The sequence below is a fragment of the Pseudohongiella spirulinae genome (assembly GCF_001444425.1).
GTDB lineage: Bacteria > Pseudomonadota > Gammaproteobacteria > Pseudomonadales > Pseudohongiellaceae > Pseudohongiella > Pseudohongiella spirulinae.
Genome location: NZ_CP013189.1, coordinates 496,839 through 514,255 on the forward strand (window position 1 = coordinate 496,839; position 17,417 = coordinate 514,255).

Sequence of the window (17,417 nt, forward strand, 5' to 3'; positions counted from 1 at the left end):
ATCAGCTACTGTTCCAGCAGGGCGCTTTTCTCCAGCCAGGTATCTTCGGCCTGGCTGAGTTCGGCTTTGCAATAACCCTGCTGCCGGATTAACTCAGCCAGTTCGTCTTTGCGTGAGTCTGTGTAAATATCCGGGTCAGCCAGGCGATTTTCCAGCGTTTGTAATTCAGTGCTGAGTTTGTCGATCGTCTTCTCCAGCGTGCGGATTTCGCGCTTGAGTGGTGCGACCTGCTCGCGCTGCAATGCTGCCTGGCGTCTGGCGTCTTTTTTGTCAGCGGCCGGTTTTTCTGGTGTTGAACCTGCATTATTGTCAGCGCCCGCCGAGGCTCCTGATGGTGGCGCAGATTGTTTATCCGCCTCACGCAGCCAGTTTGAATAATCATCCAGATCGCCGCTGAACTCTGCAAAGCGGCCATCGTGCACGGTATAAAATTCATCAACGGTGTTGGCCATCAGGTGCCGGTCGTGAGACACCAGCACCATGGCGCCCTCAAAACCCTGCAGAGCGACTGTCAACGCGTGTCGCATTTCCAGATCCAGGTGATTGGTGGGCTCGTCCAGCAACAACACATTGGGTTTTTGCCAGACAATCAATGCCAGCGCCAGGCGGGCTTTTTCGCCACCTGAAAAATTGATGATGGGCTCGACAACCCGGTCGCCACGAAAGTCAAAACCACCCAGAAAATTGCGCACTTCCTGCTCGCGTACCTTTTCATCAACCTGCTGAATGAGCTGCATGGGGCTGGCACGCATGTCCATGACATCCACCTGATGCTGGGCGAAATAACCGACTTTCAGATGTTTGGAAGCAACAATTTCACCGCCCAGCCAGGGCAGTTGTCCGGCCAGAGTTTTGAGCAGCGTGGACTTGCCCATGCCGTTAAAACCCAGCAGGCCGATGCTGGAGTTGTCCATGAGCTTCAGGCTGATATTTTTAACCAGCGGTTTGTTGTCATAACCGATCACGGCTTTTTTAATGCTGAGCAGATCGCTGGCTGTCTGTGATGGTTTAAAGAATTCAAAGCGGAACGGAGAGTCAATATGTGCAGGTGCAATATCCTGCATGCGCGCCAGCTCTTTCAGGCGGCTTTGTGCCTGCCTGGCCTTGCTGGCCTTGGCGCGGAAGCGTCGCACAAAATCTTCGATCTCGGCTTTGCGTCGCTGTTGTTTCTCCAGCGCCGCCTGTTGCTGTGCCAGCCGTTCGGCACGCTGTATTTCATAGGCGCTGAAGTTGCCGCGATACATAAACAGGTCTTTCTGCTCAAAGCTGATCACATGGTCGATAACCTTGTCCAGAAAACTGCGGTCGTGAGAAATCAACAGCAATGTGCCGGGGTAGCGGTTCAGCCACTGTTCCAGCCAGATGGTGGCTTCCAGATCCAGGTGGTTGGTGGGTTCGTCCAGCAGCAACAGATCGGAGGGCGACATCAGTGCGGCGGCCAGGTTCAGACGAATGCGCCAGCCGCCGGAAAAAGAGCCGACCGGATTGTCGAATTCTTCTGTTTTGAAACCCAGGCCGGACAGCAATTGTTCCGCCCGGACGCGCACGCTGTAGCCGTCAATTTTGTCCAGCTCATTGTGCAGCCGGGCAATTTCATGGCCGTCGTGGTCGGCCTCGGCTTTTTCCAGTGCAAGCTCTATCTGCCGAAACTGACTGTCACCGTCTATGACATGATCCAGTGCGGAGCAATCAGAACCCAGGGTCTCCTGTTTCATCCAGGCGCAGCGCAGCCCTTCTGGCATCTGCAGCTCACCTTCGTCCAGCGCTACCTGACCAGTCAGGCAGGCAAACAGGCTGGACTTGCCGGCCCCGTTGCGCCCGATGATGCCAGCCTTCTGGCCTTTGTGAATGGTCAGGCTGGCACTTTCCAGCAGCACATGTTCGCCCCGCATCAGGCGGGCGTTAGTCAGATTGATCATGATTAGAATCGGGTTTGTCAGCTAAAGCTGCTATTATAAGCCAGCTCGTCCACTCTGATTGATTTATCCGGAGCAAATTCGTAAACTTCAGCGCTATGAAACAGATACTGATCATTGATGATGACGAAAAACTTGGCCAGCTGCTCACACAGTATCTGGAACGCTACGATATGCAGGTTACTGTAGCACATACCCCGAGCAAAGGCTTTGAGGCCCTGAAGCGATCCAAGCCGGATCTGTTGATTCTGGATGTCATGTTGCCGGAAAAAGACGGCTTCGAAATCTGCCGGGAAATTCGTGCTAAATCCGCCGTCTACGGTCATCTGCCGATTATGATGCTGACGGCTCACGGTGAGGTGACAGATCGTATTGTCGGTCTGGAGCTCGGTGCCGACGACTACCTGCCCAAGCCGTTTGAGCCACGTGAACTGGTGGCGCGCATTACCAATATTCTGCGCCGTGCCGGCGATGATACCCGACCCAGTAGTGAGTTGCCGGCCATTGAAGGACTGGAGGTCGACACCTCAAGACGCACCGTACACCTGGATGGCGAACTGGTCGAGCTGACCACCATGGAATATGAATTATTGGTGCTGTTCATGCAGTCACCCAATAAAACCTTTACCCGCGATGAATTGATGAACAGGCTGCGCGGTATCGATGCTGAATTGTTTTCTCGTGCTGTGGATACACTGGTCAGCCGTCTGCGTCACAAGCTCAAAGACACCTCCAAAACGCCCCGCTTTATCAAAACAGTCTGGGGGCGTGGGTACACGTTTGTCGGCCAGTTAAAATGAAGCTGAGACTGCCGAAGATCACCGGATCGTTGTATTTCCGGCTCTTTTTGATCTTTTCGGGCACTGTTATTTTCTTCCTGATAACCATTACCCTGTCCCTGCGCCAGATTGACGAGAACTGGCGTCGTGAGCGTCTGAACCCGCTGCCAGTGTTTTATCTGGACAACGTGCGGCTGATCATCGACGCTATTGGCATTCCACCAAACCTGGAGCGGGCGGCGCAGCTCGCCGAAGACCTGTCACTCACTATCATTATCCGCAGCCCCTATATCAACTGGCAGTCAGATGACCAGTCGGATCTGGATATTTCCTCTGCGGTTTTTGTGCGCACCCTGTCCGAAGAAGCGGAAATGCTGGCGGTCGGCAGTGAGCAGGTGATTCGGGTGGCACGCGGCGGATACGAATATTTTCTGAACAGAAAGGCACCGTCACTCAGTGATTACGACTACGCAGTGGTCTACATCGGGCTGGGCTTTGCCATATTCATCCTGCTGTCCAACTACCTGCTGGTACAGCGATTGATGGATCCGGTGCGACGGTTGAGGCAAGGTGCCGAAAAAATCTGCGAGGGAGACCTGGGCTACCGCGTGGAAGTCACCCGCAGTGACGAGTTGGGAGAGCTGACAGAAAGTATCAATCACATGGCCGATTCCCTGCAGTCGATGCTGGAAGCCAAACGTCAGCTCCTGTTGGCGATCAGTCATGAATTGCGCACGCCGGTTACACGCGCCAAGCTTCAGCTTGAGTTCATGGAAGATAATGATCTGAAAGAAACCCTGCGCGATGATATCAATGAGATTGACCTCCTCATTTCGGATCTGATTGAGGCGGAAAGACTCAGTACCCAACACTCGGCATTGATTACCGACGATGTGGATTTTGCTGACTATATCCAGATGCTGGCGCAGCAATATCAGGATTACGAAGGGGGCCTGGAGCTGCGATTGCCGGACGAAGACCGCGCCATGCATATTGATAAACTGCGTTTACGCCTGTTGTTTGCCAATATCGTGAATAATGCAATCCGACATGGACGAAATCGGCCTGTCACGGTGAATGTCAGCTTTAACGCATTCGAAGCCGTTTTACAGATCTGTGATCAGGGTGAGGGTATTTCTGCGGAACACCTGAAACATGTGAGCGAGCCGTTTTACCGGGTCGACAACTCGCGCACACGCAATACCGGCGGGTTTGGTCTGGGCCTTTATCTGTGCAACCTGATTGCCGAGGCTCACGGAGGCCGCATGTTGATTGACAGCACGCCCGGCAAAGGGACGTGCGTCAGTATCTTTCTGCCACTTACCTAAGCTTATCTACCCGGATCGGAGTTCCGATCCCGGCTACCGGGGCTGCTGTTTAAGCAGCCCGGCCGAGCGCGCGTCGACGTCGTGAACGCATCAGGGTGGCGGTCAGTACGCCAATAATCAACAGCACCGGAATCAACCAGGTATTGATGGTTTTGAGGATGGTGCCCAGTCGGTCGATTTCCTGATTCAACTGGAATTGCACATCGCGCAGCTCACGGCGGGTTTCCAGTTGCAGTTGCAGGAAACGCTCAATTTCCGCTTCCTGCTCCGGTGAAATGCTGGTGGCACCTTCCTGGTTGAGCGCTGTCAATTGCTGCTCAGTTTCTGACAGTCGCTGTAGCAGTCGTGTTTCTTCGGCACGCAGGCGCTCATCCGCTTCGCGCTGCAGAGCAAGTACACGCGTGAAGGGGCGCGCGTAACGACCGCGGCTGCGGATGTTGACCAGTGCGGTGGTGCCGCTCAGGTTGTCCAGCGCGTTGATGACAAAATCACCGTTGCTGGCGAATGCGTTAATGACGCGCTGTCCCAGAACCTGTTGTGATTGCGCCCACATGCGATCAGCCAGTACGTCTGTATCGGCCACCACAATCACCGCAATATCGCCCAGAGATTCACTCAGGTGCTCAGCGGCCGGGCTGGCTTGCTGTGCCTCGGCGTCAGTTGTATCGCTGCTGTCCTGAGCATTGTCACCAGATGCCTCTGTAGTCACTTCGGTCGCCAAACCGTCCGGGAAGGCCGAGCGAGCCCGGCCGGAAACGCGGGCAGCCAGGGTGCGGACCTGCTCTTCCGACACAAACTCATCGATCAATAGTGTCGGGTCGCCCATTTCACTGAAAAAGCCGGTGCCCATCAGCATGGTCTGATTGGTGGTCTGAATCAGCGGCTCAAAGGTGGTGCTGGCGCCTTCGGCCGGTTGTAGCGTGCCGACCGATGACATGTTCATGACTTCCAGTTGGCCACTGACGATATCATTGGCAAATCCGCTGCGCTGGATACCCAGCATGCCATAGTGAGCCACCGGACGCTGGCCTTGCTGTAGTGTCACGTAGAGTGCCAATTCACGATCGGTGACAACCTGAGTCGGGTCGTAATCAATGCCCCAGGCCTGAAGCAGATCAGGCATGTCAGAGGCCATGGTGTCACGAAAACCACCGCCACTCATGGCTATCTGGGTCTGGGTGTCCGAGTTGGGATCGACAAATACCATAGCTCGGCCGCCGCCCAGCACAAACTGATCAATGGCATACAGGGTTTGTTCAGGCAATTCCTGCGGGTGTACGACCAGCAGGATATCGATGTCTTCGTCGATCTGCGCGGTGTCGTCATCCAGGCGGCGCACGTCATACATATAGCGCACAGTGTCCATAAAGGCCCAGGGACGGGTTGCCTGATTGGTGGCGGGATTAAAGCCACCGTCGATATCCAGGGTGGTGATAACACCGACAATAGTCGGGTCCGGATTGATCACCCGGGTAATCAGGCGGGCAAACTCGTACTCGAGAAACTCTTCCTGATCCGGGCGGATCAGCGGAATGGTGTCGAATACGCCGCGATCTTCCTCTGTTACAGTCGCCGGATCAGCAGCCACGACACCAAAATAGACAGATTCCCGGCCCTGCGCCAGCGGCACGGGCTGAATGCCGAACTCGGTCGCCAGGTCTTCCTCGGCAGAAAAAGGTGCCGGGTCGACGATTTCCAGCGACAGATTGCCATTGCTGGCAATCACCAGCTCGCGCAGCATTTCCTGCACGCGCATGCCATAGGTGCGAACCTGTGGCACTTCAGAGGCGGCTTCTTCAGAATAGAAGAAAGTCAGTTCGACAGGTCGATCCAGGTTGGCGACGATGTCCCGTGTGGCATCGGCCAGGGTGTAAAGATTATCCTGGGTCAGATCAATACGCAGGCGCGGCAGGTTGCTGATCAGGACAATGGCAATCAATAGACCGACAGCAATGGCTGCCAGGCCGGCGGGCGAATAAAATGCTTTGTGCTTCATGGCCGGCTGCTCCTAGTTGGCTTTCTTGATTTCGATGACGATGGCTGAGGCGGTCAGCCAGGCGGCAATCACGGCTGCAAAAAACAGCATGTCGCGGATATCCAGCACGCCTTTGCTGATCGCATCAAAGTGCGTCAGGAAGCTCAGGCCGGCAATGGCGTTGATCAGCACATCCGGTGCCCAGCCAGAGAAAGCGTTGAGCACGATGGCGGAGCCGGAGGCCACAAAGGCAAAACAGATTGCCACGGTCAGAATGAAGGCGATGACCGCATTGCGGGTCATGGCCGACATGCAGGAACCAATGGCCAGAAAACCACCGGCCATCAGCCAGCTGCCAATGTAGGCGGCCAGAATCACACCATTATCCGGATCACCCAGGTAATTGACGGTAATCCATACCGGGAAGGTCAACAGTAGGGCGATACCACTGAGCATCCAGGCCGCCAGAAACTTGCCCAGCACTGCATCGCGCAGATTGATCGGAAGTGTCATCAGCAGCTCAATGGTGCCGCTTTTGCGCTCATCGGCCCACAGTCCCATGGCCAGCGCCGGGATCATGAACAGATACAGCCAGGGGTGGAAGCTGAAAAATGGCTGCAGGTCGGCCTGGCCACGGATAAAAAAGCCGCCCAGGTCGAAGGTGGCAATGCCGTTCATCACCAGAAATATCACAATGAAGACGTAGGCAAGCGGTGTGCTGAAGTAAGCGGCCAGCTCACGTTTGAAAATAATGCCGGTTTTGCCAGTTAAGGATGTCATACGCGGGCCTCCTGCTCGGTCACGCTGCGGAAGAAGGCCTCCAGTCGGCCAGGGGCGGACTGCACTTCAACGTGACTGCTCTCCGGCGCCTGCGCCTCCAGCTCGGCGGGTGTGCCATCAGCCACAATGCGCCCGTTGGCGATAATAATGGCGCGGGTGCAGACAGCACTGACTTCTTCCAGTATATGGGTGGAAACAATGACAATTTTATCTTTGGCCAGATTGCGGATCAGTTGCCGCACATGGTGCTTCTGGTTGGGATCCAGACCGTCGGTGGGTTCGTCCAGGATCAAGACCTTGGGGTCGTGCAGAATGGCCTGAGCCAGACCCACGCGGCGCTTGAAGCCTTTGGATAGTGTGTCGATGGTCTGCTCGCAGACGCTGCCCAGGTCGACGTCATTAATGACTTTTTCCACCCGCCGCAGTCGTTCTTCTCCGGTAAAGCCACGCACTTCGGCGATAAATTCCAGAAACTTCAACACGGTCATGTCCGGGTAGCTGGGTGCGCCCTCCGGCAGGTAGCCGATCAGTTGCTTGGCCGCCAGCGGATCGGTGGCGACATCGTGACCATCAATCGTGACGGTGCCAGATGTGGGTGCCAGAAAACCGGTGATAATTTTCATGGTGGTGGATTTGCCGGCGCCGTTCGGGCCCAGAAATCCCAGAACTTCGCCTTCGGCAACCGTGAAACTGAGGTCGTCCACGGCCGTGAAATGCTCAAATTTCCTGGTTATGTGACTGATTTCAATCATATTGTTATTTGCCTGTCGAAAGTTGCGGGGCAGTCGTTGATCGGCAAATATAGGGGTGTGGGGGGGATTTTTCAACCTGCCACCGCTGTGCTTGTGTGGCAGGTTGTGACGAAGTTCAGTCGTCCAGGCTATCGTCCTCGTCGTTGTCGTCGATGCCCAGTTCTTTGATTTTGCGTGTCAGGGTATTTCTGCCCCAGCCCAGCAGCTCTGCCGCATCACGGCGGCGCCCCAGCGTATGGCGCAGTGCCACCTGGATCATGGTGCGCTCGAAGTCGGGCACAGCCTGTTCCAGGATACCTTTGTGGCCCAGGTTGAGCTCCTGATTGGCCCAGTCTTCCAACAATTGTGTCCAGTCCTGCGCATTGCTGCTCTGGGCCTGCTGCTCCAGCAGTTCGGGGGGCAGATCGTCAATGCGGACTTCACGACTGGAAGCCATGACAGTGATCCAGCGGCAGAAGTTTTCCAGCTGGCGCACGTTGCCCGGCCAGTTGAGGCCGGTAATGTATTTTTCGGTCTCCGGTCGCAGAACCTTGATCTCTGCTTCCAGTTCTTCCGCCGCCCGGTTGAGGAAATGGCGGGCCAGACGTGGAATGTCTTCGCGGCGGTCTCTCAGCCGAGGGATATGGATGCGGATTACGTTCAGGCGGTGAAACAGGTCTTCCCGGAACAGGTGCTGAGCAACCAGTTTTTCGAGATTCTGGTGTGTGGCGGCAATGATGCGGACGTCCACTTTGATTGGAGTGGTACCGCCGACCCGGTAGAACTCGCCGTCAGACAATACCCGCAACAATCTGGTCTGCGTGTCCGGTGGCATATCGCCTATTTCATCCAGGAAGAGGGTGCCGCCGTTGGCTTGCTCAAAGCGGCCGGTGCGGTGCGTTGTGGCTCCTGTAAATGAGCCCTTTTCGTGACCAAACAGTTCAGATTCAATCAGGTCTTTGGGTATGGCGGCAACGTTAAGCGCAATAAACTGTTTGTCGCGGCGCGGGCTGTGCTTGTGCAGAGCGTGGGCGACAAGCTCCTTACCTGTGCCCGACTCGCCGTTGATCAGCACTGTAATATTGGATTGCGACAGGCGACCGATGGCGCGAAAGACTTCCTGCATGGCAGGCGCTTCGCCAATGATTTCTTTGCTGTTTTCCAGCACCGGGGTTGGCAGATCAACATCCTGCTCACGGGCATGCTCCAGGGCACGCTGGGTCATGGCAACCGCTTCATCGATATCAAAGGGTTTGGGCAGATATTCAAATGCCCCGCGACTGTAAGAAGAAACCGCGCTGTCCAGGTCGGAATGGGCCGTCATGATAATGACCGGCAGACTGGGAAAGCGTTCGTGTACGGTGGATAACAGCTCTAGACCATTGATGCCCGGCATGCGGATGTCACTGATGATAGCGTCAGGTCGATCACGTTCCAGCCTGTGCAGCAGGTCGTCGCCGTTATCAAACGTCTGGGTGCTGACACCGGCGCGGGTCAGTGATTTCTCCAGCACCCAGCGAATCGATTTGTCGTCATCCAGAACCCAGACTGTGTTGTGTTTAATCATGACAATAATGCTCCGTTAAGGCTATTTGCCAAATTGGCCCCGGCCAATGTCATTGGGAAAAGACTGTTTTGGTAGAACTGGCAGATAAATGGCAAAGCGCGTACAGCCCGGCTCGCTTTTGCACTCGATGATGCCTTTGTGCTGATTGATAATGGAGTGGGCAATGGACAAACCGAGGCCGGTACCTTCGGCACGACCACTGATCATCGGAAAAAAAATGTTATCAATCAGCTCCGGTGGCACGCCGGGGCCGTTATCTGTGATATCGATACGAATCACCAGGCGATGATATACCGTGCCAATTGTCACATTGCGCATGATGCGGGTGCGCAAGTTAATCAGGCCTGAGCGATGTCTGACATGCGGGCTTTCCAGCGCCTGCACAGCATTGCGCACAATATTCAAGACAGCCTGAATCAGTTGCTCAGCATCGCCCTGCAATTCCGGGATGCTCGGGTCGTAGTCGCGCTCAATGGCAATGTCGCGATCGCGAACTTCAGCTTCAACCAGATTACGAACACGCTCCAGTACCTCATGGATATTCATCGCCTTGAATTCCATGGGGCGTCTTGAGCCAACCAGCCTGTCGACAAGTTTGTGTAGGCGGTCGGCTTCTTCAATAATGACATTGGTGTAGTCAGTCAGATCTGTATTGTCGGGCAGCTCAGCGGCCAGCAGTTGCGCTGCGCCCCGAATGCCGCCCAGCGGATTCTTGATTTCATGTGCCAAACCACGTATCAGCTCTCGTGTTGTTTCGTGCGTAGAGATCAGATTCTCGTCGCGGCTGATGCGCTCTGCGTAATTAATGCTCTGAACTTCCATCAACACTGCCGCCTCGTCAAAATCATTCAGTGGTGTAATGGTGTAGTCCACTTGCAGGGATTTGCCATGCAGCAGGTGAAGCTGCGTTTTGCGTTTGGTAAAGCTGTGATTTTCACTGACGGCCTGACGGATATCGGCGATGTCCTGCTCTGCGTTCAGCAGAATGTCACCCACAAAGGCCTGATCAAATTGCCGACCACTGATGGCCAGCAGATTTTCTGCGGCCAGATTGATGTAACACAGGCGCAGCGTTTCGTCCCATATCAGAACAGCGGTGGCCAGATTGTCCATCAGTCTCTTGTATAGTGTTTGGCTGCTTAACACGTTGTTCATAGTCTCCAACAAAAACGCCCGGCGGGGGTATCCAGCCGGGCGTCTTGAGTCACACCTGCAAAGGCGGGATGTCAGTCAGATTACAGGCTGTAGTACATATCAAACTCAACGGGGTGAGTTGACATATTCAGTCGCTGACAATCCTGGCGCTTCAATTCAAGGTAACCGTCGATAAGGTCATCGCAGAATACGCCGCCAGCTTTCAGGAACTCGCGGTCCTGATCCAGTGCATCCAGTGCTTCGTCCAGAGAGAAGCTGACACGCGGTATCGCTGCTTCTTCTTCCGGCTCCAGATCGTACAGGTCTTTGCTGGCCGGATCGCCAGGGTGGATCTTGTTCTGGATGCCGTCCAGGCCAGCCATCAGCAGGGCCGCGAAGTAAAGGTACGGGTTAGCAGTGTTGTCACCGAAACGTACCTCAATACGAATAGCCTTGGGGTTGCCGCCCAGAACGTATGGAATACGGATTGATGCTGAACGGTTGCGGGATGAGTAAGCCAGCAGTGTGGGCGCCTCAAAACCTTTTACCAGACGCTTGTAGCTGTTGGTAGATGCGTTGCCGAAGGCGTTCAGTGCCTTGGCATGCTTGATGATACCGCCAATGTAGTAAAGGGCAGTTTCTGAAAGGCCGGCATATCCGTCACCGGCGAATGTGTTCTTGTCATCTTTCCAGATAGACATGTGAACATGCATGCCAGAGCCGTTATCGCCTACCAGCGGCTTGGGCATAAATGTGGCAGTCTTGCCAAAAGCGTGAGCTGTGTTCAGTACGCAATACTTGAGAATCTGAACTTCGTCTGCTTTGTAAACCAGAGTGTTGAAGCGAGCACCGATTTCGCACTGACCAGCGTTTGCCACTTCGTGGTGATGCAGCTCGATTTTCAAGCCCATTGATTCCATTGTGTCACACATGGCGCCACGCAGGTCGCTCAGTGAGTCAACAGGAGGGACGGGGAAGTAACCACCCTTAACGCGTGGACGGTGACCCATGTTGCCACCTTCAATGCTCTTGCTGCTTGACCAGGCGGCTTCTTCGCTGCCAATCTTGAAGAAGGAGCCGTCCATTGCAACATTCCACTTGATTTCGTCGAATACGAAGAATTCGTTCTCCGGTCCAAAGAATGCCTTGTCACCAATGCCGGTTGACTTCAGGTACTCTTCTGCACGACGGGCAACTGAACGCGGGTCGCGATTATAGCCCTGCATTGTGCGGGGCTCGATGATGTCGCAGCGCAGATTCAGTTGAGGTTCGTCAGAGAACGGATCCAGCACGGCAGTAGAATCGTCCGGCTTCAGGATCATGTCTGATTCATTGATGCCTTTCCAGCCCGCAACTGAGGAACCATCAAACATCACTCCGTCCATGAAGCTCTCATCGACCGCGGAGGCCGGGAAGGTTACGTGTTGCTCCTTGCCCTTGGTATCGGTGAAGCGCATGTCGACCCATTTGATGTTGTGATCTTTAATTAATGTTAAAGCCTTGTCAGACATTCCTGATCCTCCGTGTGATCGAGAATTATGTGCCGGCCCCGGAATTATTTGTCCTGACCTGACACGGGTTAGTAAGCTTGCAGTATTCTGCTCTCAACAAGCAGGGTAAACGGCCTTATAATGGTGCTGTCGCCGGATTAACCCCGAGTGCACTAGGATGAGCAAGAGTCGTGCCAAAATGGAGCGCGGTGCGCGGCCTTGTATATCAAGCAGTTAAATCAAATCCGTCTTTCTTTTCGCACCATAATAGCGCTTACATGTATTTAATGCACTAACATTGTGCATAAGGCCTTTCGCAGCTAGTGCCTTCCCGCCAAATTGAGGTAGTTAATGCTATACGTCATACGCTTTTTTCCGGAGATCACCATCAAAAGCAAACCGGTCAGGCATCGTCTGATCCGGGCTTTGCGACGCAATCTCAGGGTGATTCTGAAGCGGCTGGACAGCGAAGTCAGTGTGATTGGCGACTGGGATATTCTGGAAGTGGAAACACCGCCAAACGATGGAATGCTTGAGCGCCAGGTGCTGGAGGTACTGCGCAATACCCCGGGAATTTCCGTAATCAGGCCGGTGGAGAAAATGCCGCTGCCTGATCTGGATGGTATGGCTGCCGAGGTTCTGGTGCACTATCGAGAGGCGCTGGCCGGGCGCACTTTTGCGGTCCGCTGCAAGCGTCAGGGGCAGCATGAATACAGTTCAGGCGATATTGAGCGCCATATTGGTGCAGTACTCATGCAAAACACCGGGGCCAGTGGCGTGGATCTGGTGAATCCGCAGATTACGGTGCGTGTTGAGGTACGTCACCACACGCTGTATGTGGTTAAGGAGCAGGTGCCTGGTATCGGCGGGTTTCCCATCGGTTCACAGGAACCGGTTCTGTCACTGATTTCTGGTGGTTTTGATTCGGCAGTTGCCAGTTATTTGTGCATGCGCCGGGGGCTGCAAACGCATTTTATCTTTTTTAATCTGGGTGGGCGCGAACATGAGATTGCAGTTAAAGAGGTGGCGCTGTATCTGTGGATGAAATTTGGCTCCTCACACCGCGTGAAGTTTATCAGCGTGCCATTTGAGCCGGTTGTGAATGAGATCATGGAACGGGTGGACAGTGGTCATATGGGAGTTGTGCTGAAGCGCATGATGATGCGTGCGGCGGACAGTATCGCCCGCAGTATGCGCGTTCGCACGCTGGTGACCGGCGAAGCCATAGCCCAGGTGGCCAGTCAGACGCTGCCTAATCTCAGTATTATTGATCAGGCGACGGATCTGCTGATTCTGAGGCCGCTGATCGTGACGGACAAGCAGCAGATTATCGATATAGCCCGGCAGATTGGTACGGAAGAGTTTTCCGCCAATGTGCCGGAATACTGCGGGGTCATCTCGGTTCGCCCAACCACGCATGCGCGCCGTGTGCGCATCGAGCACGAGGAGCGGGAGATGGATGCGCAGGTGTTGCAGGCAGCTATTGATGATGCTGAAGTGCAGATGATTGACCGGGTGGTAGAGGTGCTCAACCAGCGCGATGTGGAGCCACCTGAGTGGCAGAAATTGCCTGAAGGAGCACTGGTAATTGATATCCGTCACCCTGATGAGCAGGAGCGGCTGCCATTGAGTTTGCCTGAACGGCAGGTGTTGAATATTCCGTTTTTTCGCCTTGGTACTCAGTTCTCGGAATTGGATCAACAGCAACAATATGCCCTGTATTGTGATCGGGGCATGATGAGCCGATTACATGCCTCTCATCTGAAAGATGCCGGATATGACAATGTCGGCGTTTTTCGACCATGATTCATAGCCTTGACATGCGCGTTAGTGTACAATTCGCCGCCATTTTATGCATGTCTTACAGGTGTCCCCAGTGATTGAGAAAATCCGTAATATCGCCATTATCGCCCACGTTGACCACGGTAAAACCACGCTGGTCGACAAACTTCTGCAGCAGTCCGGCACCCTGGGCGAGCGCTCCGGTGCGGTTGAGCGGGTCATGGACTCCAACGACCAGGAAAAAGAGCGGGGCATCACCATCCTGGCAAAAAACACTGCCATTAACTGGAACGGTTATCACATCAATATTGTCGACACACCCGGACACGCCGACTTTGGCGGGGAAGTGGAGCGCGTCATGTCCATGGTGGACAGTGTGCTGCTGCTGGTGGATGCTGTCGATGGCCCCATGCCACAGACCCGATTTGTGACACAGAAGGCGTTTGCCCAGGGCTTGCATCCGATTGTGGTCATCAATAAGGTGGATCGCCCCGGTTCACGTCCTGACTGGGTGCTGAACGAAGTTTTTGATCTGTTTGACAAGCTGGGTGCGACTGATGAGCAGCTGGACTTTCCGGTTGTTTATGCCTCGGCCCTGAACGGTATTGCCGGCCTGGAGGCCGACGAGTTGGCGGATGACATGACGCCGTTGTTTGAAACCGTAGTCAAACACGTGCCGCCGCCCCCCGTTAACGTGGCAGCACCTTTCAAAATGCAGGTTTCTGCTCTGGACTACAACAGCTACGTGGGCGTTATCGGCATTGGTCGTATCACCGGTGGTGTTGCCAAGCCCAACCAGCAGGTTGTCATTGTTGATCGCGAAGGCAATCAGCGCAAAGGCAAGATTCTGCAGGTGAAAAATCACCTGGGTCTGGAACGCGTGGACGTTCAGGAAGCGATGGCTGGTGAGATTGTCTGTATCACGGGTATCGACAAACTGAATATCTCTGACACTCTTTGCGATCCGGATCATGTCGAGGCCATGCCGCCGCTGACGGTAGATCAGCCGACTATCAGCATGACATTCCAGGTAAACGATTCGCCGTTTGCAGGTCGAGAGGGCAAGTTTGTCACCACGCGTAATATCAAAGAGCGGCTGGATCGCGAGTTGATCCACAACGTGGCGTTGCGCGTTGAGCAGGGTGATTCGCCGGACAAGTATAGAGTGTCAGGACGTGGTGAATTGCACCTGTCGGTACTGATTGAAACCATGCGCCGTGAAGGTTTCGAGCTGGCCGTATCGCGCCCGGAAGTGATCATGAAAGAGATCGACGGCGTGTTGAGCGAGCCTTTCGAGACGCTGGTCGTTGATTGCGATGATGAACACCAGGGTTCGGTGATCGAAGAGCTGGGTCTGCGCCGCGCTGAAATGCAGGATATGCTGCCAGATGGCAAAGGCCGCGTGCGGCTGACCTTCCTCATTCCGACTCGTGGTCTTATTGGTTTCCGCTCGCAGTTCCTGAGCATGACATCGGGTACCGGCATGATGAATCACGTATTCGATCATTATGGCCCCGCCAAAGCCGGTGATCTGGCCAAACGTAAAAACGGCGTGCTGGTGTCTATGGTGACTGGTAAAGCACTGGGATACTCCCTGTGGGCGCTGCAGGAGCGTGGTCGCCTGTTCATCGATCCGAACGTAGAAGTTTACGAAGGTATGATCATCGGCCTGCACAGCCGCGACAACGATCTGGTGGTTAACCCGATCAAGGGCAAGCAGCTGACCAACGTGCGTGCCTCTGGTACCGACGAAAACATCGTTCTGACGCCACCGGTCAAGCACTCGCTGGAGCAGGCCATGGAGTTCATCGATGAGGATGAGCTGGTGGAAATCACGCCGCAGAGCATCCGCATCCGCAAAAAGCATCTGACCGAAAGCGATCGCAAGCGCGCCAGCCGCGGCGGTGTGCCCAGAGGCTAATACGCTGGGGACGGAGGCGGTCTACGTCCCCACCCCTTGTGCCAACGATTTAGCACTGGGGACGTAGACCGCCTCCGTCCCCAGTGTTTACACGGTTGCCTGTTATGATTGCCTTGATTCAACGTGTTACTCACGCCAGCCTCAAGATTGATGATGCTGAATATAGTGCCATCGGTCAGGGCTTGGTGGTGTTGCTGGGCATAGAGAAAGCGGACACGTTAGCCATTGGCCAGAAGCTGCTTGGCAAGGCGCTTCGCTACCGGGTATTTGCTGATGGTGAGGGTCGCATGAACCGCAGCGTAGCCGACGTCAATGGGCAGGTCATGCTGGTCTCGCAGTTCACCCTCGCGGGCTCGACCGATAAAGGGCTGCGTCCTTCTTTCTCTTCCGCGATGCCGCCGGCTGATGCGGAGGCTCTCTACGATCAACTTGTCACCTGGCTTAAGGCTGAACATCCTGCTACCGCAACCGGCCAGTTTGGGGCGGACATGAAGGTGTTGCTGGAGAATGACGGGCCTGTGACGTTTATTCTGCGCTGACGCTGGGGACGTGACGCTGGGGACGTAGACCGCCTCCGTCCCCAGCGTTAGTCCTGGGCTTGCTCGGCGGCTTTTTTGCGCAGGAAGAGCTTGCCGAAATAGATGCCCAGCTCAAACAACAACCACATGGGAAGGGCCAGCAGAGACTGGGTGAAGGGATCCGGTGGAGTCAATAGCATGGCAACAACAAAGCAGCCAACGATGACATAAGGACGTTTGGCCTGCAGATCTTCCGGTTCCAGGATGCCTGCCCAGATGAACAGGAAGACGGCAATCGGAATCTCGAAGGCGAATCCAAAGGCGAAAAATATCTTCAGGACGAAGCTCAGGTAGCTGGCGATATCCGGCGCAACGGCGATACCGTCCGGCGCCACGGATACAAAAAAGCTGAAGACGATGCCAAACAGCACGAAGTACGCAAAGGCCATGCCCGCGTAGAACAGCAGCACACTGGAGATAAACAGGGGTATCGCCAGTGATTTTTCGTTTTTGTATAAGCCGGGAGCGATAAATGCCCAGAGCTGGTAAAGGATAAAAGGTGCCGTCACAAACAGTGAGGCATAGAATGTCAGCTTGAACGGAGTGAAAAAGGGGGATGTTGGATCGATGGCGATCATGCTGGTGTCCGGTGGTAGCACCGAGACCAGTGGCGCAGCGACATAGGCGTAGATGTCGTTGGCAAAATAGATCAGCCCCAGAAAAACTACCAGTAACGCTATCACACACTTCAGGATGCGGTCGCGCAGCTCAACCAGATGTCCGATCAGCGTGAGTTCTTTGTGTTCGTCAATGGACGGTGTATCGCTCATTTTTTCTCACCGTCTTCTTGGTCATCAACCGGGATGAATTTGCCATCCTGCATGCTGACCCGTCCTGTTGGTGGGCTGTTGTAGAAGTCGTACACCGGTTCTTTCTCCGGTGCAGTCTTCTCAGGCGTATCGGCAGGGGAGGCTGAGTCTGCCGACTGCCCGGATAAGCTCGTGGTCTCGTCAGATTCCGTTGGGGGTTTTGTGTCTGAAGAACCTGTATGTGTATTGGAGGTCGTCGCAGTTTGCTCAGCTTGCTCGAGCGGCTTTGCAGGATCACCCGGTTTGGCAGTTTCGACTGGTTTCGACGGCGGCTCGGTAGGTACACCTTCCTCAGCACTGCTGGTCACGGCTGGAATATCTTCAACCGACTTGCGGGTTTCGTCCAGCAGTTTGTTAGCGTTTTTCTTGGCCTTTTCTATGTCAGCCATAATGGATTCATTGTGCAATTGACGCCGTATATCATCGGCGTTTATCTGCTGCTCAATCTCAGATTTGACCTTGTTGAAGCTGCGCCGGGCGCGACCAATCCACAGGGCGCCGGTACGAATAGCTCCCGGCAGCTTATCCGGACCCAGCACTAACAGTGCCACGATACCGATAAGCAGCAGCTCCATAAACCCAATATCAAACATCGCTCAGATCCTGTGGTGCCGCCCGGCTGGGCTG

General features: G+C 54.7%; 13 protein-coding genes and 1 pseudogene. 5 read left to right on the forward strand and 9 right to left on the reverse strand.

The features are described from left to right. Positions 1–5 precede the first annotated feature (5 nt). Positions 6–1,919: an ATP-binding cassette domain-containing protein gene (locus PS2015_RS02400; RefSeq protein WP_058020665.1), complete on the reverse strand. Its 1,914-nt coding sequence runs from the start codon at positions 1,917–1,919 to the stop codon at positions 6–8. 95 nt (positions 1,920–2,014) lie between these two features. Between PS2015_RS02400 and PS2015_RS02405 the strand changes: the two genes are divergently transcribed. Together PS2015_RS02405 and PS2015_RS02410 are read left to right on the forward strand one after the other, a co-directional pair. Next, positions 2,015–2,716, forward strand: a complete 702-nt coding sequence (locus PS2015_RS02405) for a response regulator transcription factor (RefSeq protein ID WP_058020666.1) — start codon at positions 2,015–2,017, stop codon at positions 2,714–2,716. Continuing rightward, positions 2,713–4,023: a sensor histidine kinase gene (locus PS2015_RS02410; RefSeq protein WP_058020667.1), complete on the forward strand. Its 1,311-nt coding sequence runs from the start codon at positions 2,713–2,715 to the stop codon at positions 4,021–4,023. The genes PS2015_RS02405 and PS2015_RS02410 overlap by 4 nt, the downstream gene beginning before the upstream one ends. 49 nt (positions 4,024–4,072) lie before the next feature. Here the strand turns inward: PS2015_RS02410 and PS2015_RS02415 are convergent, their stop codons facing one another. The 6 genes and pseudogenes from PS2015_RS02415 to glnA form a co-directional block, all read right to left on the reverse strand. Further along, positions 4,073–6,019, reverse strand: coding sequence for a GldG family protein (locus PS2015_RS02415; RefSeq protein WP_058020668.1), 1,947 nt, complete (start codon positions 6,017–6,019; stop codon positions 4,073–4,075). A gap of 12 nt (positions 6,020–6,031) precedes the next feature. Then, positions 6,032–6,778, reverse strand: a complete 747-nt coding sequence (locus PS2015_RS02420) for an ABC transporter permease subunit (RefSeq protein ID WP_058020669.1) — start codon at positions 6,776–6,778, stop codon at positions 6,032–6,034. 86 nt (positions 6,779–6,864) lie between these two features. Then, positions 6,865–7,530: pseudogene (locus PS2015_RS02425) on the reverse strand (ABC transporter ATP-binding protein); the annotation flags it as partial. A gap of 115 nt (positions 7,531–7,645) precedes the next feature. Beyond that, the gene (gene glnG, locus PS2015_RS02430; protein WP_058020670.1) at positions 7,646–9,076 is read right to left on the reverse strand and encodes a nitrogen regulation protein NR(I); all 1,431 of its coding nucleotides are present in this window, start codon (positions 9,074–9,076) and stop codon (positions 7,646–7,648) included. 21 nt (positions 9,077–9,097) lie between these two features. Further along, entirely contained in the window at positions 9,098–10,231 is a 1,134-nt protein-coding gene (glnL, locus tag PS2015_RS02435; RefSeq protein ID WP_058020671.1) for a nitrogen regulation protein NR(II), read from the reverse strand. 80 nt (positions 10,232–10,311) lie between these two features. Further along, positions 10,312–11,721 (reverse strand): type I glutamate--ammonia ligase, encoded by a 1,410-nt coding sequence (gene glnA, locus PS2015_RS02440; RefSeq protein WP_058020672.1) that lies wholly within the window; start codon positions 11,719–11,721, stop codon positions 10,312–10,314. Positions 11,722–12,051: 330 nt separating this feature from the next. On the opposite strand from glnA, the gene thiI reads away from it, so the two are divergent. The 3 genes from thiI to dtd all read left to right on the forward strand — a co-directional run bounded on the left by thiI (position 12,052) and on the right by dtd (position 15,942). Then, positions 12,052–13,506 carry a tRNA uracil 4-sulfurtransferase ThiI gene (gene thiI, locus PS2015_RS02445; protein ID WP_058020673.1) on the forward strand — a complete coding sequence of 485 codons (1,455 nt, stop codon included), beginning with the start codon at positions 12,052–12,054 and terminating at the stop codon, positions 13,504–13,506. 70 nt (positions 13,507–13,576) lie between these two features. Next, positions 13,577–15,403 carry a translational GTPase TypA gene (gene typA, locus PS2015_RS02450; protein ID WP_058020674.1) on the forward strand — a complete coding sequence of 609 codons (1,827 nt, stop codon included), beginning with the start codon at positions 13,577–13,579 and terminating at the stop codon, positions 15,401–15,403. A gap of 104 nt (positions 15,404–15,507) precedes the next feature. After that, on the forward strand, positions 15,508–15,942 hold the full coding sequence (dtd, locus tag PS2015_RS02455; RefSeq protein ID WP_058020675.1) for a D-aminoacyl-tRNA deacylase: 435 nt from the start codon (positions 15,508–15,510) through the stop codon (positions 15,940–15,942). Between the two features lie 47 nt (positions 15,943–15,989). Here dtd and tatC read toward each other — a convergent pair whose 3' ends face one another. After that, positions 15,990–16,751 (reverse strand): twin-arginine translocase subunit TatC, encoded by a 762-nt coding sequence (gene tatC, locus PS2015_RS02460; protein ID WP_058020676.1) that lies wholly within the window; start codon positions 16,749–16,751, stop codon positions 15,990–15,992. Beyond that, positions 16,748–17,383, reverse strand: a complete 636-nt coding sequence (gene tatB, locus PS2015_RS16005) for a Sec-independent protein translocase protein TatB (RefSeq protein ID WP_082627920.1) — start codon at positions 17,381–17,383, stop codon at positions 16,748–16,750. The genes tatC and tatB overlap by 4 nt, the downstream gene beginning before the upstream one ends. Positions 17,384–17,417: the final 34 nt, after the last annotated feature.